We start from the raw sequence: 15,053 nt of genomic DNA on the forward strand, positions 1-15,053 counted from the left end.
GTAGGTGGGAGAGCGTTCAACCGACCGCGTTTTTCTTGTTTAACGGAGCAACGCGAATGCCGGTCGTCTCCTCAAAATCGTACAACCCGCCCGGGAGATCGGCAAACCGCTCGAGTTCATTGTAAGCCGGAATGCCGTGGTACGCCATATCGAGACCTTCTTCTTCCTCACGCTCTGTCGCCCGGAGCCCGACCGTGCTGTCGCACACATTCGCGATGAGCGCACCGCTGACGAAGCCCCAAACGATGACTGTCAACGCGCCAAGCAGTTGGGTGATGAACAACGACGCATGACCGGTCGTCAACAATCCTTGCGTCGAGTCGAACAAGCCGACGGCGAGCGTGCCAAACACCCCATTAAACCCATGAACCGCCACCGCACCGACCGGGTCGTCAATTTTCAATGCATCGACAAACAGCGTCGCATAGACGACGATGACGCCGCTCACAAGACCGATCAGCACCGCGCTCCATTGCGAAACGAAGGCGCAACCGGCCGTAATGGCCACCAGACCGGACAATACACCGTTCATGACCATGCTTGGATCGGCTTTTCCGTACTTTTTCATCGTCACGAAGAGCGCCGACGCGCCTCCGGCCGCCCCTGACAGCATCGTGTTGTGGGCGATCGATGCCAATGCTTTATTGGATGCGTCGAGCGTACTGCCCGCATTAAACGCAAACCAGCCAAACCATAAAATGAACGCCCCAGCCGAAGCAAGCGGAATATTGCTCGGCGCAAATACGTTCACACTACCGTCCGAGTTGAACCGCCCTTTTCGCGGCCCAAGCCGCTTGGCGATCGCCAGTGCCGCAAAGCCGCCGAGCGCATGAATCGCTGCTGACCCTGCGAAATCTTTCATCCCAAATCGGAAAGAACAATTTCCAGCTTCACTTTCGGGTGAAGCGTCACTTTGTAGTTTTTTCCTCGGTAAACTTCTTGCGTGTCCTTCTGTTTTCCCCGCCCAACGACTTGCGAAACGGTAAACCCGGTTGCGAAACGGTAAACCCGGTGATGCCGATCTGTTTCAGCCCTTTAATCGTATCGGAACACCTTTTTCATCGTATTGTCATTCGACGCTATGCCACGCGAAACGGCCATGAACGTCAAGCCCTTCTCCTTGTTAGATCGTCTCCTTCCCGCGCACGCCGTTGATCGAATAGCTCGCTGTAATGGCGGCATTTAACGAATGGGAAACGGAACAATATTTTTCTTTTGACAACCGAATGGCGCGGGCGACTTTGTCTTCCGGCAAATCGCCTTCGAGCGCATAATGAATATGAATGTCGGTAAACCGCTTCGGGTGGTCATCGGCGCGCGTTCCTTCGACTTCCATCGAAAACGCGCGGACGTCAAGCCGCATTTTCCGCAAGATTAAAACGATGTCAATGCCGGTGCAGCCGGCCAAGGCGTGAAGCAACAGCTCCATCGGCCGAGCGCCTGAATCGTTGCCGCCGACGTCTTTCGCGGCGTCGATCGGAATCACCACACCGGAAGCGCTTTGGCCGCTGAATGACATGTTTCCGTTCCATACAACCGTCGTTTTCATCATGGTCGCTCCTTTCTCATCTGTCCGGGGTCGGACGGACTTTCCGACAGCCCGTTTCTTCTTTTCAGTTTAGCGGCTATGTCCTTGAAATGCAAAATTCCTGTCTACCGTTTTCGCTCATGCATGTTAAAATAGAAACATGCACAAACTTGTTGAGTAAAGGGTGTTTGATTCGATGACCGCACTCATTTTGCTTCTTGCTTATCTTCTCGGCTCGATTCCGTTTGGCCTTCTTGTCGGGAAAATCGGCTACGGGATCGACATCCGCGAACATGGAAGCGGCAATCTCGGGGGAACGAACACGTTCCGCGTGCTCGGGGCGAAAGCGGGCACGATCGTCATTGTCGGGGATATGCTAAAAGGGACGCTGGCGGCGAGCTTGCCGATGCTTTTTTCCGTCCCCGTGCATCCGCTTTTGGCCGGGGCGATCGCCGTGGTCGGCCATATGTATCCGGTGTTCGCCAAATTCCGCGGCGGCAAGGCGGTGGCGACATCAGGCGGGGTGATGCTGTTTTATTCGCCGTTGTTCTTTTTGTCGCTCATCGCCGTGTTTCTTGTCGTCTTGGCTGTTTCACGCTACGTNTCCCTGTCATCGATGGCCGCGGCGCTGTATGCGGTCGTGTACACCGTCTTTTTCACGGACGACATTCCATTGACGGTGGCGGTATTGTTGCTGGCTTCGTTTATCTTTTATCGTCATCGCGCCAACATTCAACGCATCTTGAACAAAACGGAGCCAAAAGTGAAATGGCCAGGCAAACGCTCATGACGACGGACGGAGAAAGGAGTTTGCTGCGTTGAGATTGCCGGAAGCATTTGTCGCGAAAATGAAGAAGCTGCTTGATGAAGAAGCAGACGAGTTTTTCGCTGTTTATGAAAATGAAAAAATCAACGGCTTGCGCGTCAATCCGTTGAAAACCGACCCGGGCGCATGGGCAAAAACGGCGCCCTTTTCCCTTTCCCCGGTGCCGTTTTGCCCGACCGGGTTTTATTATGAGCCGGACGAACAGCCGGGAAAGCATCCGTACCATACGGCCGGCCTGTATTACATTCAAGAACCGAGCGCGATGGCGGTCGCCGAAGCGCTGCGTCCCGCCCCTGGGGAGAGGGTGCTTGACTTGTGCGCCGCCCCTGGCGGGAAAACGACCCAGCTTGGAGCGATGATGGAAAACAAAGGGCTGCTTGTCGCCAACGAAATCCACCCGAAACGGGTCAAAGCGCTCGCAGAGAACGTCGAACGGTTCGGCTTGACGAACACCGTTGTCGTCAATGAAACTCCCGAGGCGCTTGCCGAGCAGTTTCCGGGCTTTTTTGACAAAATTTTAGTCGACGCCCCCTGTTCCGGCGAAGGCATGTTTCGCAAGGATGAAGAGGCCGCTTCGTTTTGGAGCCCGGCTTATGTGGAAGAATGTGCGGCCAGACAGCGGCGCATTTTGGAAAGCGCCTATGCGATGCTGAAAGAAGGCGGCATTCTCGTCTATTCCACGTGCACGTTCTCTCCGGAGGAAAACGAACAAACGATTGAATGGCTGCTTGAGACGTACGAGGATTTGCAGTTGTTACCCATTGCGAAAATCGGCGGCATCGAGCCAGGGCGGCCGGAATGGACGAAAACCAATCGATCCGATCTCGTACACACCGCCCGCCTTTGGCCGCACCGTCTGAAAGGGGAAGGGCATTTTGTCGCCAAACTCCAAAAACAGCGGCCCACCTCACCTTGGCGAGGGCGGTGGGCGAAATCGAGCGCGCCAAAAGCCGCTATCCGCCTGTATCGCCAGTTTGAACAAGAGGCATTGCGGACAGAGCGAGACGGCACGTTCGTGTCATTTGGCGCCCATTTGACTGTGTTGCCCGAGCGTTGCCCGGATTTGTCCGGTTTGAAAATCGTCCGCGCCGGGTTGCACTTAGGGGATGTGAAAAAAGAGCGGTTTGAGCCGAACCATGCCCTTGCCTTGGCGTTGCGGACAGAGGAAGCGAAACATGTGCTTGACCTATCGAGCGCGAGCCGCGAAATCGTCCAATATTGGCGCGGCGAGACGCTTTCCACCGGCGGCGACCGCGGTTGGCTGCTTGTGGCCGTGGATGGATTTCCGTTCGCCTGGGGGAAAGAAGTGAAAGGAACGGTGAAAAACTTTTATCCAAAAGGGCTGCGCCTCGTCTAAAACGTCGGAAAAGCAGATGGCAAAGGAGCTCCCAATCGCAAAAAAGGGGCTGACCCAAAACGCGGGTGCGTTTTAGGTCAGCCCTTTTTTACTGGTGCTGCTTCGTCGGAATTGTTAAGGTAAACACGATCTCATCGGCGGCCAAATCGATTTTTTTTGCCGCCACTTGATAGCCGTTGCCAAAGCGAATGTCCGTGAGCGCGACGTAGACGCGGGTGTGCTCCGGGTCAATCGCCACTTCATCCGGCAGCGGGGCGTGCTTTTGCAAGTAGCGAAGCACATACGTCACTGGCAGCTTCCAGTCGCCGAGCGAAATCGTCGGCTCCGTGAGCTCGACATTCCCTCCTTTGATTACTTTGGGCACAAACGAGACGACAAGTTCGACCGAGCGGCCTAAAATGGGGATTTCGCTTGAAACATAGACGCGATCGGCGAGCCAAACGTGGTATTGCAGCGGATGGCCTTTCGTTTTTTCTGCCAAATAGTCGTTCATGACGGCGTTCAAATGCTCCTTCTTCGAGTATACTGTAAACGAAGCTCCCTCCACATTTGGGCGCGCCGGCCGCTTCACCGGTGAAGTGGGTTCGAACAGCCAGGCGACAGTCCAAACAAGAACCGCGGCGTTGACAGCCGCCAACATCCAAAACGCTCGTTTCCAATTCATTGCAATAAGCTCCCTACCCACCACTCTTTTTGTTGATCTAACGCTTCATGCACTCGCATGGCCATCTGTTCGTATCCTGCGGCATTCGGATGAAATTCGTCGCGATGAAGCAATTCGTCGCGGTCGATGAAGATGTCTTGAATATCAACGAAAATCGTTCGGTCATAACGGGAAAGCACCGCCTGGCTTGCCTTGTTCCACTCGGTAATGACATCATTGATTTCCGGAATATTCGGCAACGTCGTGGAAAACGGATTGTATAGACCCACAAGCACAATGACCGCATCCGGATTGATCGTGCGAAGCGAGATCAATAGATGATCCAGTCGGTCGGCAAATATTTCCGTGGCTTGCTGAAACCGCTGGCGCGACAAGTCTAAAAAGTGCGAGCGGACGACATTCATCACATCGTTGCCGCCAATGGTGATCAAGATCATATCAGCCCGCCCGAGCTCCGCTTGATGGGCGTGAATGACTGGTTCCAATTCAGCGATGCGCCGTCCGCGTTTCCCGAAATTCGCTACGGTGACTGTCCGCACCCCGTCTTCTGCCGAAAGGAGCGGGACAAGGCGGCCGACATACCCGCCTTTCCTTTCGCCGTCCCCCACTCCTTCCGTCAACGAATCGCCTAAAGCGACCAAATGTATATCTTTCGGAAGCGGCTTTGCTTCCGTCTGCTTGACGGCGGCTTCATGCGGGCGCTCCGGCTTTCCGCCCGCCGAAAGCGACACGCATCCGGCGAGCAGCCAGCAGCACAACAACCATCCCCACCGTCTCATTGTTTGACACCTGCCTTTTGCCGCAACAAGGGGAAAGACGAAAAGAAGGCAAAAAGGCGGTAGCCGTTTTTGCCTCATTGCGACGACTGCACGATTTTGATATGCTCTAAAATTGTTTCGTATGGCACATCTTGCACGCCGCTGTACGTCTGAACCACTTTTCCGTCTGGCCCGACCAAATAAAAGCTGGTGCCATGCACGACTTGATCGCCATTGGCCGGCTTTTGCACGATCGTTTTAAAGCTTTTTTGCGCCAGCTCGCTGATTTCAGACGGGCTGTATCCGGTCAGCAAATGCCAGTTTGATAGGTCGTCTGTAAATTGTTTCGCATACGCCGCCAGTTTTTCGGGCGTATCGACTTCCGGATCAACGCTGAAGGAGACAAACTCGACATCCAGTCCTTCTTTCTTTGCCATTTGTTTTAATTTCGCCATATGGGCCGTCATCGGCGGACAAACGGTCTCGCAGTTTGTAAAAATAAAATCGGCGACCCACACTTTTCCTTTTAAGTCGCGAAGCCCAAACGGCTTGCCCGTCTGATCGACAAACGTAAAGTCCTCCACCGGCCAGTTTTTGGCGTCCGGAATCGTTTTTCCGCACGCCGCCAGCAAACAAACGGCTGCCATCATCATGATTCGTTTCCACATCCACTGCTCGTCCCTTTCATCCTGTATCGCTTTGTTTCAAACTGCGCCCGACCCCTTGTGCTCCCCTTCTTCCGTATAATACATCAGCGCAAGCGCGCCGGGTCCGGTATGAATCGAAATAACCGGCGTCGTTTCAACAATGTCAACCGGCACAGAACCGATCGCCTCAGCGACTGCTTCTCTCAGCCGCTCCGCCCAGCGCCCGGCATCGGCATGGGCAATGGCGACCGCGCGCACCGGCGCTTCCGCCTTCTCCTCAACCAACCGGCCCGCTAAATCGGCGATGGCTTGCGAAAAGCTGCGCACGTTCGACACCGGTGTATACAGCCCGTCAACAAGCGCAGCGATCGGCTTGATGCGCAGCAACGAGCCGACGAGCGCTTTGCCGCGGCCGATGCGGCCGCCTTTCGCTAAATGATCGAGCGTATCGAGCACCACATACAGCCGCGTACGACGGCGCACGTCGTCTAAGCGCCGGATGATCTCGTCAACGCTTCGACCCGCCTTCGCCAAGCGGGCGGCTTCAAGCACTTGGAATCCAAGCGCATACGAAATGAATTGGGAATCGACGACCGTCACGTTCGCTTTGGTCAGGGCCGCCGCATGCTCAGCCGAACGGACCGTGCCGCTCAGCTCGCCGGCCATATGGATCGATATGATCTCGCTTCCGTCCGCCCCGAGCCGGTCATAGACAGCTAGAAACTCACCGACCGACGGTTAACTCACCGACCGACGGTTGCGAGCTTTTCGGCAGTTCACGCGCTGCCTTCATCTTCGCCATAAACTGCCCTGGTGTGATCGTCACCCGGTCGACAAACGCCTCGCCGTCAACCGTCAAATGAAGCGGAACGACTTCAATGCCGTGCTCGGCGAGCACCGAAGACGGCACATCAACCGTCGAGTCGGTCACAATTTTTACTTTTTTCATTGATTCACTCCTATGCCTGGCGTCATCTCGTTTCCATTATATAATGAAACCAGCGAAAATCCCACCCAAAAAAAGTTGTTTTGCCGCAATGGGCAAAACAACCATCGTTACGCGTTATGTTTCAACACTGTTTCTTTAAAGATCTGTTCATATACCGGCCATTTCAGCACTTTCTTCAAATGTTCGCGGAACGAGTAAACGGAACGGTTTGTTCTCGACCGATACACTTTTGCAATAAACGCCTCCAAGCGCAGTTGGACCATGAATCGGTACGTATTCTCTTCCTCCAATACTGGAATTTCGATAATCTTGACCTTCTGCCCATACGCGTTTTGAAACTCGAGGCTTTTGAATAGCAAAATATCAATCCTCTTTTTCACCGATTTACTTTTATTATACACCAATCCGGTGAAAAAGTATGTCGGAATGCGGCGAATTTGTTCCGACTTTTTTCGTCTTTTTTCGTTAGATCAATAAATGGAACAAGTTCGGGTCTTTGTTCACTTCTTGGAACGGGAAGCCTTTTTTCTTCATCCGCTCGATGAGCGGCGCGTAGTCTTCGCGCCGTTTCAGCTCGATGCCCACAAGCGCCGGTCCGCTTTCTTTGTTGTTTTTCTTCGTGTATTCAAACCGGGTGATGTCATCGGTCGGCCCAAGCACTTCATCCAAAAACTCACGCAACGCCCCAGCCCGCTGCGGGAAGTTGACGATGAAATAGTGCTGCAGTCCTTCGTAAATCATCGAACGCTCTTTGATTTCCTGCATCCGGTCGATGTCGTTGTTGCCGCCGCTTATGACGCAGACGACTGTTTTGCCTCGGATTTGTTCCTTGTAAAAATCAAGCGCGGCGATCGGCAGCGCCCCTGCCGGTTCAGCGACAATGGCGTTTTCGTTGTACAGCTCCAAAATCGTCGTGCATACTTTTCCTTCCGGAACGACGACGATGTCATCAAGCACCCCGCGGCATAAGGCGAATGTCTTTTCCCCGACCGTCTTGACGGCAGCGCCGTCAACGAACTTGTCGATTTCATCGAGCGTCACCACATGTCCGCGCTCGAGCGCCGCTTTCATCGATGGGGCGCCAGCCGGCTCGACCCCGATGACTTTGGTGGACGGAGAAATGCTTTTCACATACGTCCCTAGTCCGGCCATCAATCCCCCGCCGCCGATGCTGGCGAACAAAAAGTCGATCGGTTCATCACAGTCGTTTAACACCTCGACGCCAATCGTCCCCTGTCCGGCAATGACGTATTCATCATCAAACGGATGGATGAACGTCCGCCCTTCCGCCTCGGCGCACTTCACCGCTTCGTTGTATGAATCGTCAAACGTGTCGCCGACAAGCACGATCTCGACCATGTCTTTGCCAAACAGCTGCACTTGCGACACTTTTTGCCGAGGCGTCGTCGCCGGCATATAAATTTTCCCGTGCACGCCAAGCGCCCGGCATGAATAGGCCACCCCTTGGGCATGGTTGCCGGCGCTGGCGCATACCACCCCGTTTCTCCGCTCCTCATCGGTTAAATGCTTCATCCGGTTGTACGCCCCGCGCAACTTAAACGAACGCACGACTTGCAAATCCTCGCGCTTTAAGTAGACATTGCACTCGTAGCGCTCGGATAACAGCGGATTTTTTTGCAGCGGCGTATGGAAAACAACATCCTTCAGCGTATGATACGCGATCAAAATGTCCTCGACGTATACCGCCCCTTGCTTCCGTTTCAGCTGTTGTTCCATGCTCTCGTTCCCTTTCTTTTCTAAGTTGTCTTTGATTTGTAGATTATATCACAAATCCGCAAAAAGAAAAGGGAATTTTCGAAAAGTTTTTGAGTGAAGATGGGCTGGCTCGCGATCATCGCGATTATCCCGCTTTACCGGACGCTTCCGCCGACCGGATTCACGCTTTTGGACTGACGCCATCCGATGAGCGCCGTCCTTCCTGCTCGAAACCTCTCTCTAGCCGTCCTGCCAGACGGCAACGCGGCGAATTGTGCAGCATATGTACGGCGAACTACTTCTTCATGCGCAAGCGGACAGAAAAAACGACCGGCGCTATGCCCGGTCGTCCTCTTTTTTGAACTCTTCTTCCTCGGCAAATTCCGTCGCCCATCTTCCTTCATCATACCAGCGGTGCGCTTCTTCCCGTCTTGCTTCTTCGTGCACATGGTTTTCCATATACAAATGGAAAAACGCTTCAACCGCCCCGATCGCCAAGGCGCTGAAAAACGCGCCGTATGCCATGTTGACGGACGGGGCAATGAGGGCAAAGCTGACCGGCCAAATAAGCAAAAAGGAAAGCGGCACGTCAAGAGCGGCAGCGACAAAATGGCCGACGCGCGGCAACACGAACAGATCGCCGATCATATAAGAAACAAGCGCCGTCACGATCGTCATGAGTGAAATCAAGGAAAGCGGGGCATCGAAGATCGTAAACATCGAAAACAAGACGACGCTCCAAGCAGCGAGCTTGACGACAAACGGAACGATATGTTTCATCGTCTTCCTCCATTTCCATTGTGGTTCTATTGATTATCGTTCCTTTTTCGCCCCGCTTCTATGCAGAAACACGTTTTCAAAATGTTCCGATCTCAAACAAAAAGACGCCCCGTTTTTGGGGGCGTCTCGCAAACGTTTCGTACGCCAACGACAAACGCATATCCATGCCCGTGTCCCATCTATTTCGCCTTTTTCCGCTCATAAATGATAAAGGCGTGTTCATACGGATTCTTTTCATCTTTCCCTCCTGGCGTATAGGAAACGATTTCCCATTCATCGTCAGAAATGGGCGGATAAAACGTATCGCCGGGGAAGGAAGCAAAAATTTTTGTCACATACAGCCGGTCGACAATCGGCATCGTCGCCCGAAACAGTTCGGCCCCGCCGATGATAAACACTTCATCAGCGCGCGATGCGATCCATTGCTTGACTTCCTCGAGCGAATGAAGCACAAGGCAGCCTTCCGGACGAAACGAGCGGTTGCGCGTGACAACGACGTTATCGCGGCCGGGAAGCGGCCGGCCGATCGCTTCAAACGTCTTGCGCCCCATCACGATGGCATGGCCCATTGTCACCCGTTTAAAATACGCCAAATCGGCCGGCAAATGCCAAGGCAAGCGGTTGTCTTTGCCGATCACCCGGTTTTCATCCATTGCCACAATGTGCGAAATCATCGCGTCCTCTCCTTTACACAGCCACCGGTGCTTTAATCGTCGGATGCGGGTTGTAGCCGACAATTTCAAAATCGTCGTATTCGTAATCGAAAATGGACGGCGGCTTCCGTTTGATCACGAGCTTCGGCAGCGGGCGCGGCTCGCGCGTCAGCTGCAGTTTCGCCTGTTCGAGATGGTTTTTGTACAAATGGACATCACCGCCGGTGAAAATGAGTTCGCCGACATCGAGATCGCATTGCTGGGCGATCATATGCGTCAACAGCGCGTAGCTGGCAATGTTAAACGGCAGCCCTAAAAACGTATCAACGGAGCGCTGCTGCCACATGCACGACAACCGACCGTTCGCGACATAAAACTGAAAGGCATAATGGCACGGCGGCAGCTTCATCTCGTCTAATTCCGCTACGTTCCAAGCGCTCACAAGCAACCGGCGTGAATTCGGATTTCGTTTGATCTCCTCGACGACCCACGCGATCTGGTCGATTGTTTTCCCGTCCGCCCCTTTCCATGAGCGCCATTGCGCGCCGTAAATCGGGCCGAGATCGCCGTTTTCGTCCGCCCACTCGTCCCAAATCGTCACGCCATTCTCCTGCAAATAGCGGACGTTCGTATCGCCTTTTAAAAACCAAAGCAGTTCATAAATGATGGAGCGGATATGCAATTTTTTCGTTGTCACGAGCGGAAATCCATCTTGCAAGTTGAAGCGGAGCTGGCGGCCGAACACCGACAGCGTGCCGACGCCCGTGCGGTCTTCTTTTTCGACGCCGTTTTCCAAAATATCCTCCAAAAGCTGCAAATATTGCCGCAATGTTCTCACCTCACGCTCTATCATACCATAAAGCGACGCATGGTGAACCACTTGTCCATAAAAAAACGAGCCTTTTACGAGGCCCGTTCCGCCAATCCGCGGATCAACGCATATGTTCTCGGCGCTGCCGCCCGCAACGTTTGCCGCGTCTTGTCGCTTGCATAATAATAGGCAAACGACTCGGCAAAATACTCTTCCGGATAAGTCAAAAAATAATATTCGCCAGGAAAGAGCCGCGGCGCCTCCTCCCGCCAAATCGCTTGAAATTCGTCCGTTTCATGAATGCGGTCAAATACGATGTAATCGAGCGAATGAGCAAACTCATGCAGCTCCAAATTGACCGAGCCATGCCCTTTTCCTTTTTCGCTATGGCCGAGGCGGACAAGCACTAAATGCGACCCACCGATGCCCGGCACGTCATCCCATGTTTTCGAACCCGGCATATAACCGCGCGGCGTTTTTCCGCGCAAATGGCGGGCCGTCGGCTCATCGGTGATCGGGCCGGTCAACAGTTGGATGTAAATATGGTGGTCCGCCGCCTGCTCTAAAATCGTGCGATCAATGCGGGCGAGCGTCCGGATCATTTCATTCGCTTCAGAGGCGGAAAACTCCGTCTCCGGCACGATGATGATGCGGCCAAGCACATCATGAGACGGAACACCCCTAAGACCAAGGCTGCTTTCTTCAAGCAGCACGCCATGGGCAGCCGGATACGGTGAGAACGATAGAAGCGGAACGGCGAACAGCGCCGCCAACAAACTAGTGAACAGCCGTTTCATCGTGGTTCCCCCGCTTCTTTCAATCTATGAAAATCATATCATAGAACGAAGCGGGAAAAAACGCGCAAAATCAGGAAAGAACCGTAGGCGATTATGTACGCCAGTTCGGCGGCGTATTTTTTGACCAGTAGATTTTCCCGAGTTCATGATGGGCTTGAAACCCATCATCGCATGTATGATAGTGAAACTGAAACCAATATCCGTCTTGCGGCGGATGTTCGCGGCGGACGTGGAAGCGAATGACATCTTCTCCCGTATCGGCGCGGTAAATATGGAAAATGCGTTCTCCTTGCCCGCCAGACGGATTTTCCGAAACAGCCAAATAGCGGAGCTCCTCTTCCGGATAACGATCGGCAAGCTCGGCGATCACTTCTTCCATGCGCGGCAAAATGACGGCGCGAAACTCATCTTCAATGACCGGAGCGATTTTGCGGCCGAATTTTTCATGGGACTGGGCAACGGCCTTTTCCATCGTCCGCTCAATGAATTGAGCTCGCGTCAACGAAACCGCTTCCTCGGCACGACTTGTTGGACTGTGCTGCCAGTCGGAAGACGATGCATCATCTGACGGCGGATCTTTGGCCGCGAGCAGCGAAGCGGGCGGTGTGACGAGTCCAAACGTGCAGACGGTAATGGCGGCAACAAGCGTTTTTCGAAGCCAAGACGGCAGCTTCATCGCCTTCACCTCCCGCTACCGCCGATCAGCGGCCAAAGACGCGAACAAGCCGGTCGCTTTTAATTTTGCGACCGCCCGGCGCAACACTTCTTCCGGCTGGACAAGGGCGATGCGCACATACCCTTCGCCGCTCGGCCCAAACGCGTGCCCAGGCGTCACAACGACGCCGGCTTGGTCGATGAGCGCCTTCGCAAACGAAAGCGACGTCCATCCGTCCGGAATTTTCGCCCACACGAACATGCCGGCTTGCGGACGGTCAACCGTCCAACCGATGTCAGCGAGTCCATCCACGAGCACATCGCGGCGCGCTTGATACATCATGCGGCTCTGGGCGCAAAAGCCGGCGCCATGGCGGAGCACTTCCGCGGCCGCTTTTTGCAGCGGCCAAAAAATGCCGTAATCCAAATTGGACTTAAACTCGGCAAACGCACGAATCACCTCGGCATTTCCGCATAAGTAGCCGACCCGGCAGCCGGCCATGTTGTAGCTTTTTGACAACGAATTGATCTCCACGCCAACGTCCTTTGCGCCTGGAACAGAAAGAAAACTCACCGGTTTGTTTCCGTCATAATACAGCTCGCCGTAAGCAAAATCGGAAACAACGAGGATATCGTACCGCTTCGCAAACTCAACCACTTCGCGATAAAATGATTCTGTCGCTACGGCGGGCACCGGATTCCCTGGAAAGTTAAGAAACATGATCGCCGCCCGTTTGGCGATGTCCTCCGGGATCGCACGCAAATCCGGCAAAAAGCTGTTTTCCTCCCTCAGCGGCAGAAAATACGGCATCGCTTCCGCCATCGCCACCCCCGCCGCATACGCCGGGTACCCGGGATCCGGCAATAGAATGACATCCCCCGGGTCAGCGAACACCATCGGCAAATGAACGAGCCCGTCTTGTGACCCGATCACGTACGTCACTTCCGTCTCTGGATCGAGCACAACGCCATGCGCCGTCCGATAATAATCGGCGACCGCTTCATGAAACTCGCGAATGCCCTTTAATGTGTAGCCGTACGCATTCGGCTCGTTGGCGTAGCGGGCGATCGCCTCACGCACAAACGGCGCCGGGGGCAAATCCGGGCTGCCAACGCTCAAGTCGATCCACTCGTCATGAAGGTGGCGCTGCTTTTGACGATACGCCGTCAACTCGGCGAAAATCGATGCCGAAAACGCGTTCATTCGTTTCGCTTTTTTCATTTCGTCTTCCTCTCCCTTGACAAGACAAAAACTGCATTTTCTTTTTGCTTTTGTTGGTATATACTTTTATCATAGTTCCGAAAGAAGACACCCGCTTCAACCGCGTGAAGGTTGCAGCCCAGCGATCAGCGACAAATGGATGTCGGTTGGCGTCAGCCAAAACACATGATAAAATCAAGGTATATCATGTTCTTTGTGAACTGGATATAGGGGGTTGCATGGAGAATATCCAATGCGAAAACCAAGCAAAGCCTTCCATGCGTAAAATATCCAAGGCGCGAAAGAACTCCGAATCGTCGGATGCCTAGGGTTGGGACGACCCGAAGTCACGCTCAGGGAGACGAAAGAATGCTTTCGTCGTGGAACTGAGAAGCTCCCACTTCAAGCAAAGCGAAGTGGGGGTAGTTCACATGAATAGTGTATCATAGATTCTCAGCGAAAATATAGACAGAAAGGCGGGAAAAATGAAACATGAACACGATCTTTTTTGCGGCCAGCCTCATTACATTGCTTTACTTTATTTATAGTTGTATCGCCAACGCCTAAACGCTCTTGGCGATCCATCCAGCTCCCTTGGCATTCTGTTGGATGCGAAGGGAGTTTGCGCATGAAAACGACAAAAGGAGCCCCGCATCGGGAGCTCCTTTTTAATCGATTTTTGTTTTTTTGCGGGCAGAGTCAAGCTCGAACGCGCCTGTCTCCGTCTCCGTCGTGCCTTGCCCTCGAACATCTGGGGCGCTGACGCCCGTTTTCGAACGATCTTTTTTCCGCTTCGGCACGCCCGATCACCTCCGCCCTTATCGTTCCCGCCAACGCGCCGTTGTATGCGGAACGAAAGCGAATCAACGCAAGCGGTTCGCTCCTCGCTCGCACCGCATCAGCCGCAATATTTGTCAAACGCAGCCAAAATATTTTCCATCACGTCCTCCATCGAGTGAAACTCGATGTCTTCGCGCGGAATGAAGTGAACGACTTCTTTCCCCTTTAAGAGCGCCATCGACGGCGAAGACGGCGGATAACCGACAAAGTACTCGCGCATTTTCGCTGTCGCTTCCTTATCCTGGCCAGCGAACACCGTCACCAAATGGTCCGGCTTTTTCTCGCTCCGCAACACCGCCTGCGTCGCCGCGGGGCGCGCCAATCCAGCGGCGCAGCCGCACACTGAGTTGACAAAAACAAACGTCGTTCCTTCCACTTGTTTCATAAACTGCTCGACTTCTTCGCTTGTGCGCAATTCGCGGAAACCGGCGCGGACAAGTTCATCGCGCATCGGCTGCACGAGTTGGCGCATATAGTCTTCGTAAGCCATTGACATTGCCCTCATCCCTCCACATTCATCATCGCTGCGCTATCAGCATACTATATTTTCGTTTGAAAAATCAATGAAGAGAACCGTCCACGGCCGCATGTCTCTAAACGGCATCATTCAGAACAAACGGGGCTAAACGCACCCGTTTGGCCGCCATCAAACGAGCGATTTCGTTTCGCTTTCTATCAACCGCCGCGGCCATTGTCAGCGACCAAACATATACTATGCCATCGATGGCCATGAAAGGAGCGTGCACATGGGATACATTGAAGAACTGCGAAAAATCATTGGAACCCGGCCGATCATCTTGGCGGGAGCCGGGGTCGCTGTCACCGATGAATGCGGGCGGATTTTATTGCAGAAACGCCGCGACGGCTTATGG

General features: G+C 53.7%; 16 protein-coding genes and 5 pseudogenes. 4 read left to right on the plus strand and 17 right to left on the minus strand.

The window, feature by feature from the left end; translation table 11 throughout:
- Positions 1–16: 16 nt before the first annotated feature.
- The 3 genes and pseudogenes from VU18_RS07580 to VU18_RS07585 form a co-directional block, all read right to left on the minus strand.
- Positions 17–871, minus strand: a pseudogene (locus VU18_RS07580) (ammonium transporter); the annotation flags it as partial.
- Positions 868–1,040 (minus strand): annotated as a pseudogene (locus tag VU18_RS17315) (P-II family nitrogen regulator); the annotation flags it as partial. The pseudogenes VU18_RS17315 and VU18_RS07580, both read right to left, overlap by 4 nt.
- A gap of 83 nt (positions 1,041–1,123) precedes the next feature.
- A complete protein-coding gene (locus VU18_RS07585; RefSeq protein WP_021322616.1) occupies positions 1,124–1,549 on the minus strand; it encodes an OsmC family protein in 426 nt (141 codons plus the stop codon).
- A 175-nt stretch (positions 1,550–1,724) separates the two neighbouring features.
- On the opposite strand from VU18_RS07585, the gene plsY reads away from it, so the two are divergent.
- The 3 genes and pseudogenes from plsY to VU18_RS07595 all read left to right on the plus strand — a co-directional run.
- On the plus strand, positions 1,725–2,131 hold a 407-nt coding region (gene plsY / locus VU18_RS07590), incomplete at its 3' end, for a glycerol-3-phosphate 1-O-acyltransferase PlsY (protein ID WP_236687321.1).
- Between the two features lies 1 nt (position 2,132).
- Positions 2,133–2,318 (plus strand): annotated as a pseudogene (locus VU18_RS19690) (glycerol-3-phosphate acyltransferase); the annotation flags it as partial.
- A gap of 28 nt (positions 2,319–2,346) precedes the next feature.
- The gene (locus VU18_RS07595) at positions 2,347–3,711 is read left to right on the plus strand and encodes an RsmF rRNA methyltransferase first C-terminal domain-containing protein (RefSeq protein ID WP_014195874.1); all 1,365 of its coding nucleotides are present in this window, start codon (positions 2,347–2,349) and stop codon (positions 3,709–3,711) included.
- Positions 3,712–3,799: 88 nt separating this feature from the next.
- Here VU18_RS07595 and VU18_RS07600 read toward each other — a convergent pair whose 3' ends face one another.
- The 14 genes and pseudogenes from VU18_RS07600 to VU18_RS07665 all read right to left on the minus strand — a co-directional run bounded on the left by VU18_RS07600 (position 3,800) and on the right by VU18_RS07665 (position 14,677).
- On the minus strand, positions 3,800–4,375 hold the full coding sequence (locus tag VU18_RS07600) for a YpmS family protein (protein WP_014195875.1): 576 nt from the start codon (positions 4,373–4,375) through the stop codon (positions 3,800–3,802).
- Positions 4,372–5,154, minus strand: coding sequence for an SGNH/GDSL hydrolase family protein (locus VU18_RS07605; protein ID WP_011231261.1), 783 nt, complete (start codon positions 5,152–5,154; stop codon positions 4,372–4,374). The genes VU18_RS07600 and VU18_RS07605 overlap by 4 nt, the downstream gene beginning before the upstream one ends.
- 74 nt (positions 5,155–5,228) lie before the next feature.
- Positions 5,229–5,801, minus strand: coding sequence for an SCO family protein (locus VU18_RS07610; RefSeq protein ID WP_014195876.1), 573 nt, complete (start codon positions 5,799–5,801; stop codon positions 5,229–5,231).
- A 36-nt stretch (positions 5,802–5,837) separates the two neighbouring features.
- Positions 5,838–6,729, minus strand: a pseudogene (locus VU18_RS07615) (DegV family protein).
- A gap of 107 nt (positions 6,730–6,836) precedes the next feature.
- Positions 6,837–7,088: a YpmP family protein gene (locus VU18_RS07625; protein WP_021322613.1), complete on the minus strand. Its 252-nt coding sequence runs from the start codon at positions 7,086–7,088 to the stop codon at positions 6,837–6,839.
- 106 nt (positions 7,089–7,194) lie between these two features.
- Entirely contained in the window at positions 7,195–8,466 is a 1,272-nt protein-coding gene (gene ilvA / locus VU18_RS07630; protein ID WP_011231265.1) for a threonine ammonia-lyase IlvA, read from the minus strand.
- A gap of 315 nt (positions 8,467–8,781) precedes the next feature.
- The gene (locus VU18_RS07635) at positions 8,782–9,225 is read right to left on the minus strand and encodes a YndM family protein (protein ID WP_011231266.1); all 444 of its coding nucleotides are present in this window, start codon (positions 9,223–9,225) and stop codon (positions 8,782–8,784) included.
- A gap of 179 nt (positions 9,226–9,404) precedes the next feature.
- Positions 9,405–9,899: a dihydrofolate reductase gene (locus VU18_RS07640; protein ID WP_011231267.1), complete on the minus strand. Its 495-nt coding sequence runs from the start codon at positions 9,897–9,899 to the stop codon at positions 9,405–9,407.
- A 13-nt stretch (positions 9,900–9,912) separates the two neighbouring features.
- Positions 9,913–10,707 (minus strand): thymidylate synthase, encoded by a 795-nt coding sequence (gene thyA / locus VU18_RS07645; RefSeq protein ID WP_011231268.1) that lies wholly within the window; start codon positions 10,705–10,707, stop codon positions 9,913–9,915.
- Positions 10,708–10,781: 74 nt separating this feature from the next.
- A complete protein-coding gene (locus VU18_RS07650) occupies positions 10,782–11,486 on the minus strand; it encodes a hypothetical protein (protein WP_011231269.1) in 705 nt (234 codons plus the stop codon).
- A gap of 91 nt (positions 11,487–11,577) precedes the next feature.
- Positions 11,578–12,156, minus strand: coding sequence for a YpjP family protein (locus VU18_RS07655; protein WP_025039120.1), 579 nt, complete (start codon positions 12,154–12,156; stop codon positions 11,578–11,580).
- Between the two features lie 21 nt (positions 12,157–12,177).
- Complete coding sequence (locus VU18_RS07660; protein ID WP_014195882.1) at positions 12,178–13,362, minus strand: LL-diaminopimelate aminotransferase; 1,185 nt, start codon at positions 13,360–13,362, stop codon at positions 12,178–12,180.
- A gap of 647 nt (positions 13,363–14,009) precedes the next feature.
- Positions 14,010–14,141, minus strand: coding sequence for a YuzL family protein (locus tag VU18_RS17320; RefSeq protein ID WP_011231272.1), 132 nt, complete (start codon positions 14,139–14,141; stop codon positions 14,010–14,012).
- Between the two features lie 98 nt (positions 14,142–14,239).
- Positions 14,240–14,677 carry a BrxA/BrxB family bacilliredoxin gene (locus VU18_RS07665; RefSeq protein ID WP_011231273.1) on the minus strand — a complete coding sequence of 146 codons (438 nt, stop codon included), beginning with the start codon at positions 14,675–14,677 and terminating at the stop codon, positions 14,240–14,242.
- Positions 14,678–14,927: 250 nt separating this feature from the next.
- On the opposite strand from VU18_RS07665, the pseudogene VU18_RS19695 reads away from it, so the two are divergent.
- A pseudogene (locus VU18_RS19695) lies at positions 14,928–15,053 on the plus strand (DNA mismatch repair protein MutT); the annotation flags it as partial.

This window comes from Geobacillus sp. ZGt-1, assembly GCF_001026865.1.
Taxonomy (GTDB): Bacteria; Bacillota; Bacilli; order Bacillales; family Anoxybacillaceae; genus Geobacillus; species Geobacillus thermoleovorans.

What these genes read in the sequence shown, in the direction of transcription:
- VU18_RS07585 (WP_021322616.1), bottom strand. Translation starts at nt 1,549, where the DNA reads ATGAAAACGACGGTTGTATGGAACGGAAACATGTCATTCAGCGGCCAA.
- VU18_RS07600 (WP_014195875.1), bottom strand. Translation starts at nt 4,375, where the DNA reads ATGAATTGGAAACGAGCGTTTTGGATGTTGGCGGCTGTCAACGCCGCG.
- VU18_RS07605 (WP_011231261.1), bottom strand. Translation starts at nt 5,154, where the DNA reads ATGAGACGGTGGGGATGGTTGTTGTGCTGCTGGCTGCTCGCCGGATGC.
- VU18_RS07610 (WP_014195876.1), bottom strand. Translation starts at nt 5,801, where the DNA reads ATGTGGAAACGAATCATGATGATGGCAGCCGTTTGTTTGCTGGCGGCG.
- ilvA (WP_011231265.1), bottom strand. Translation starts at nt 8,466, where the DNA reads ATGGAACAACAGCTGAAACGGAAGCAAGGGGCGGTATACGTCGAGGAC.
- VU18_RS07635 (WP_011231266.1), bottom strand. Translation starts at nt 9,225, where the DNA reads ATGAAACATATCGTTCCGTTTGTCGTCAAGCTCGCTGCTTGGAGCGTC.
- VU18_RS07640 (WP_011231267.1), bottom strand. Translation starts at nt 9,899, where the DNA reads ATGATTTCGCACATTGTGGCAATGGATGAAAACCGGGTGATCGGCAAA.
- VU18_RS07650 (WP_011231269.1), bottom strand. Translation starts at nt 11,486, where the DNA reads ATGAAACGGCTGTTCACTAGTTTGTTGGCGGCGCTGTTCGCCGTTCCG.
- VU18_RS07660 (WP_014195882.1), bottom strand. Translation starts at nt 13,362, where the DNA reads ATGAAAAAAGCGAAACGAATGAACGCGTTTTCGGCATCGATTTTCGCC.
- VU18_RS07665 (WP_011231273.1), bottom strand. Translation starts at nt 14,677, where the DNA reads ATGTCAATGGCTTACGAAGACTATATGCGCCAACTCGTGCAGCCGATG.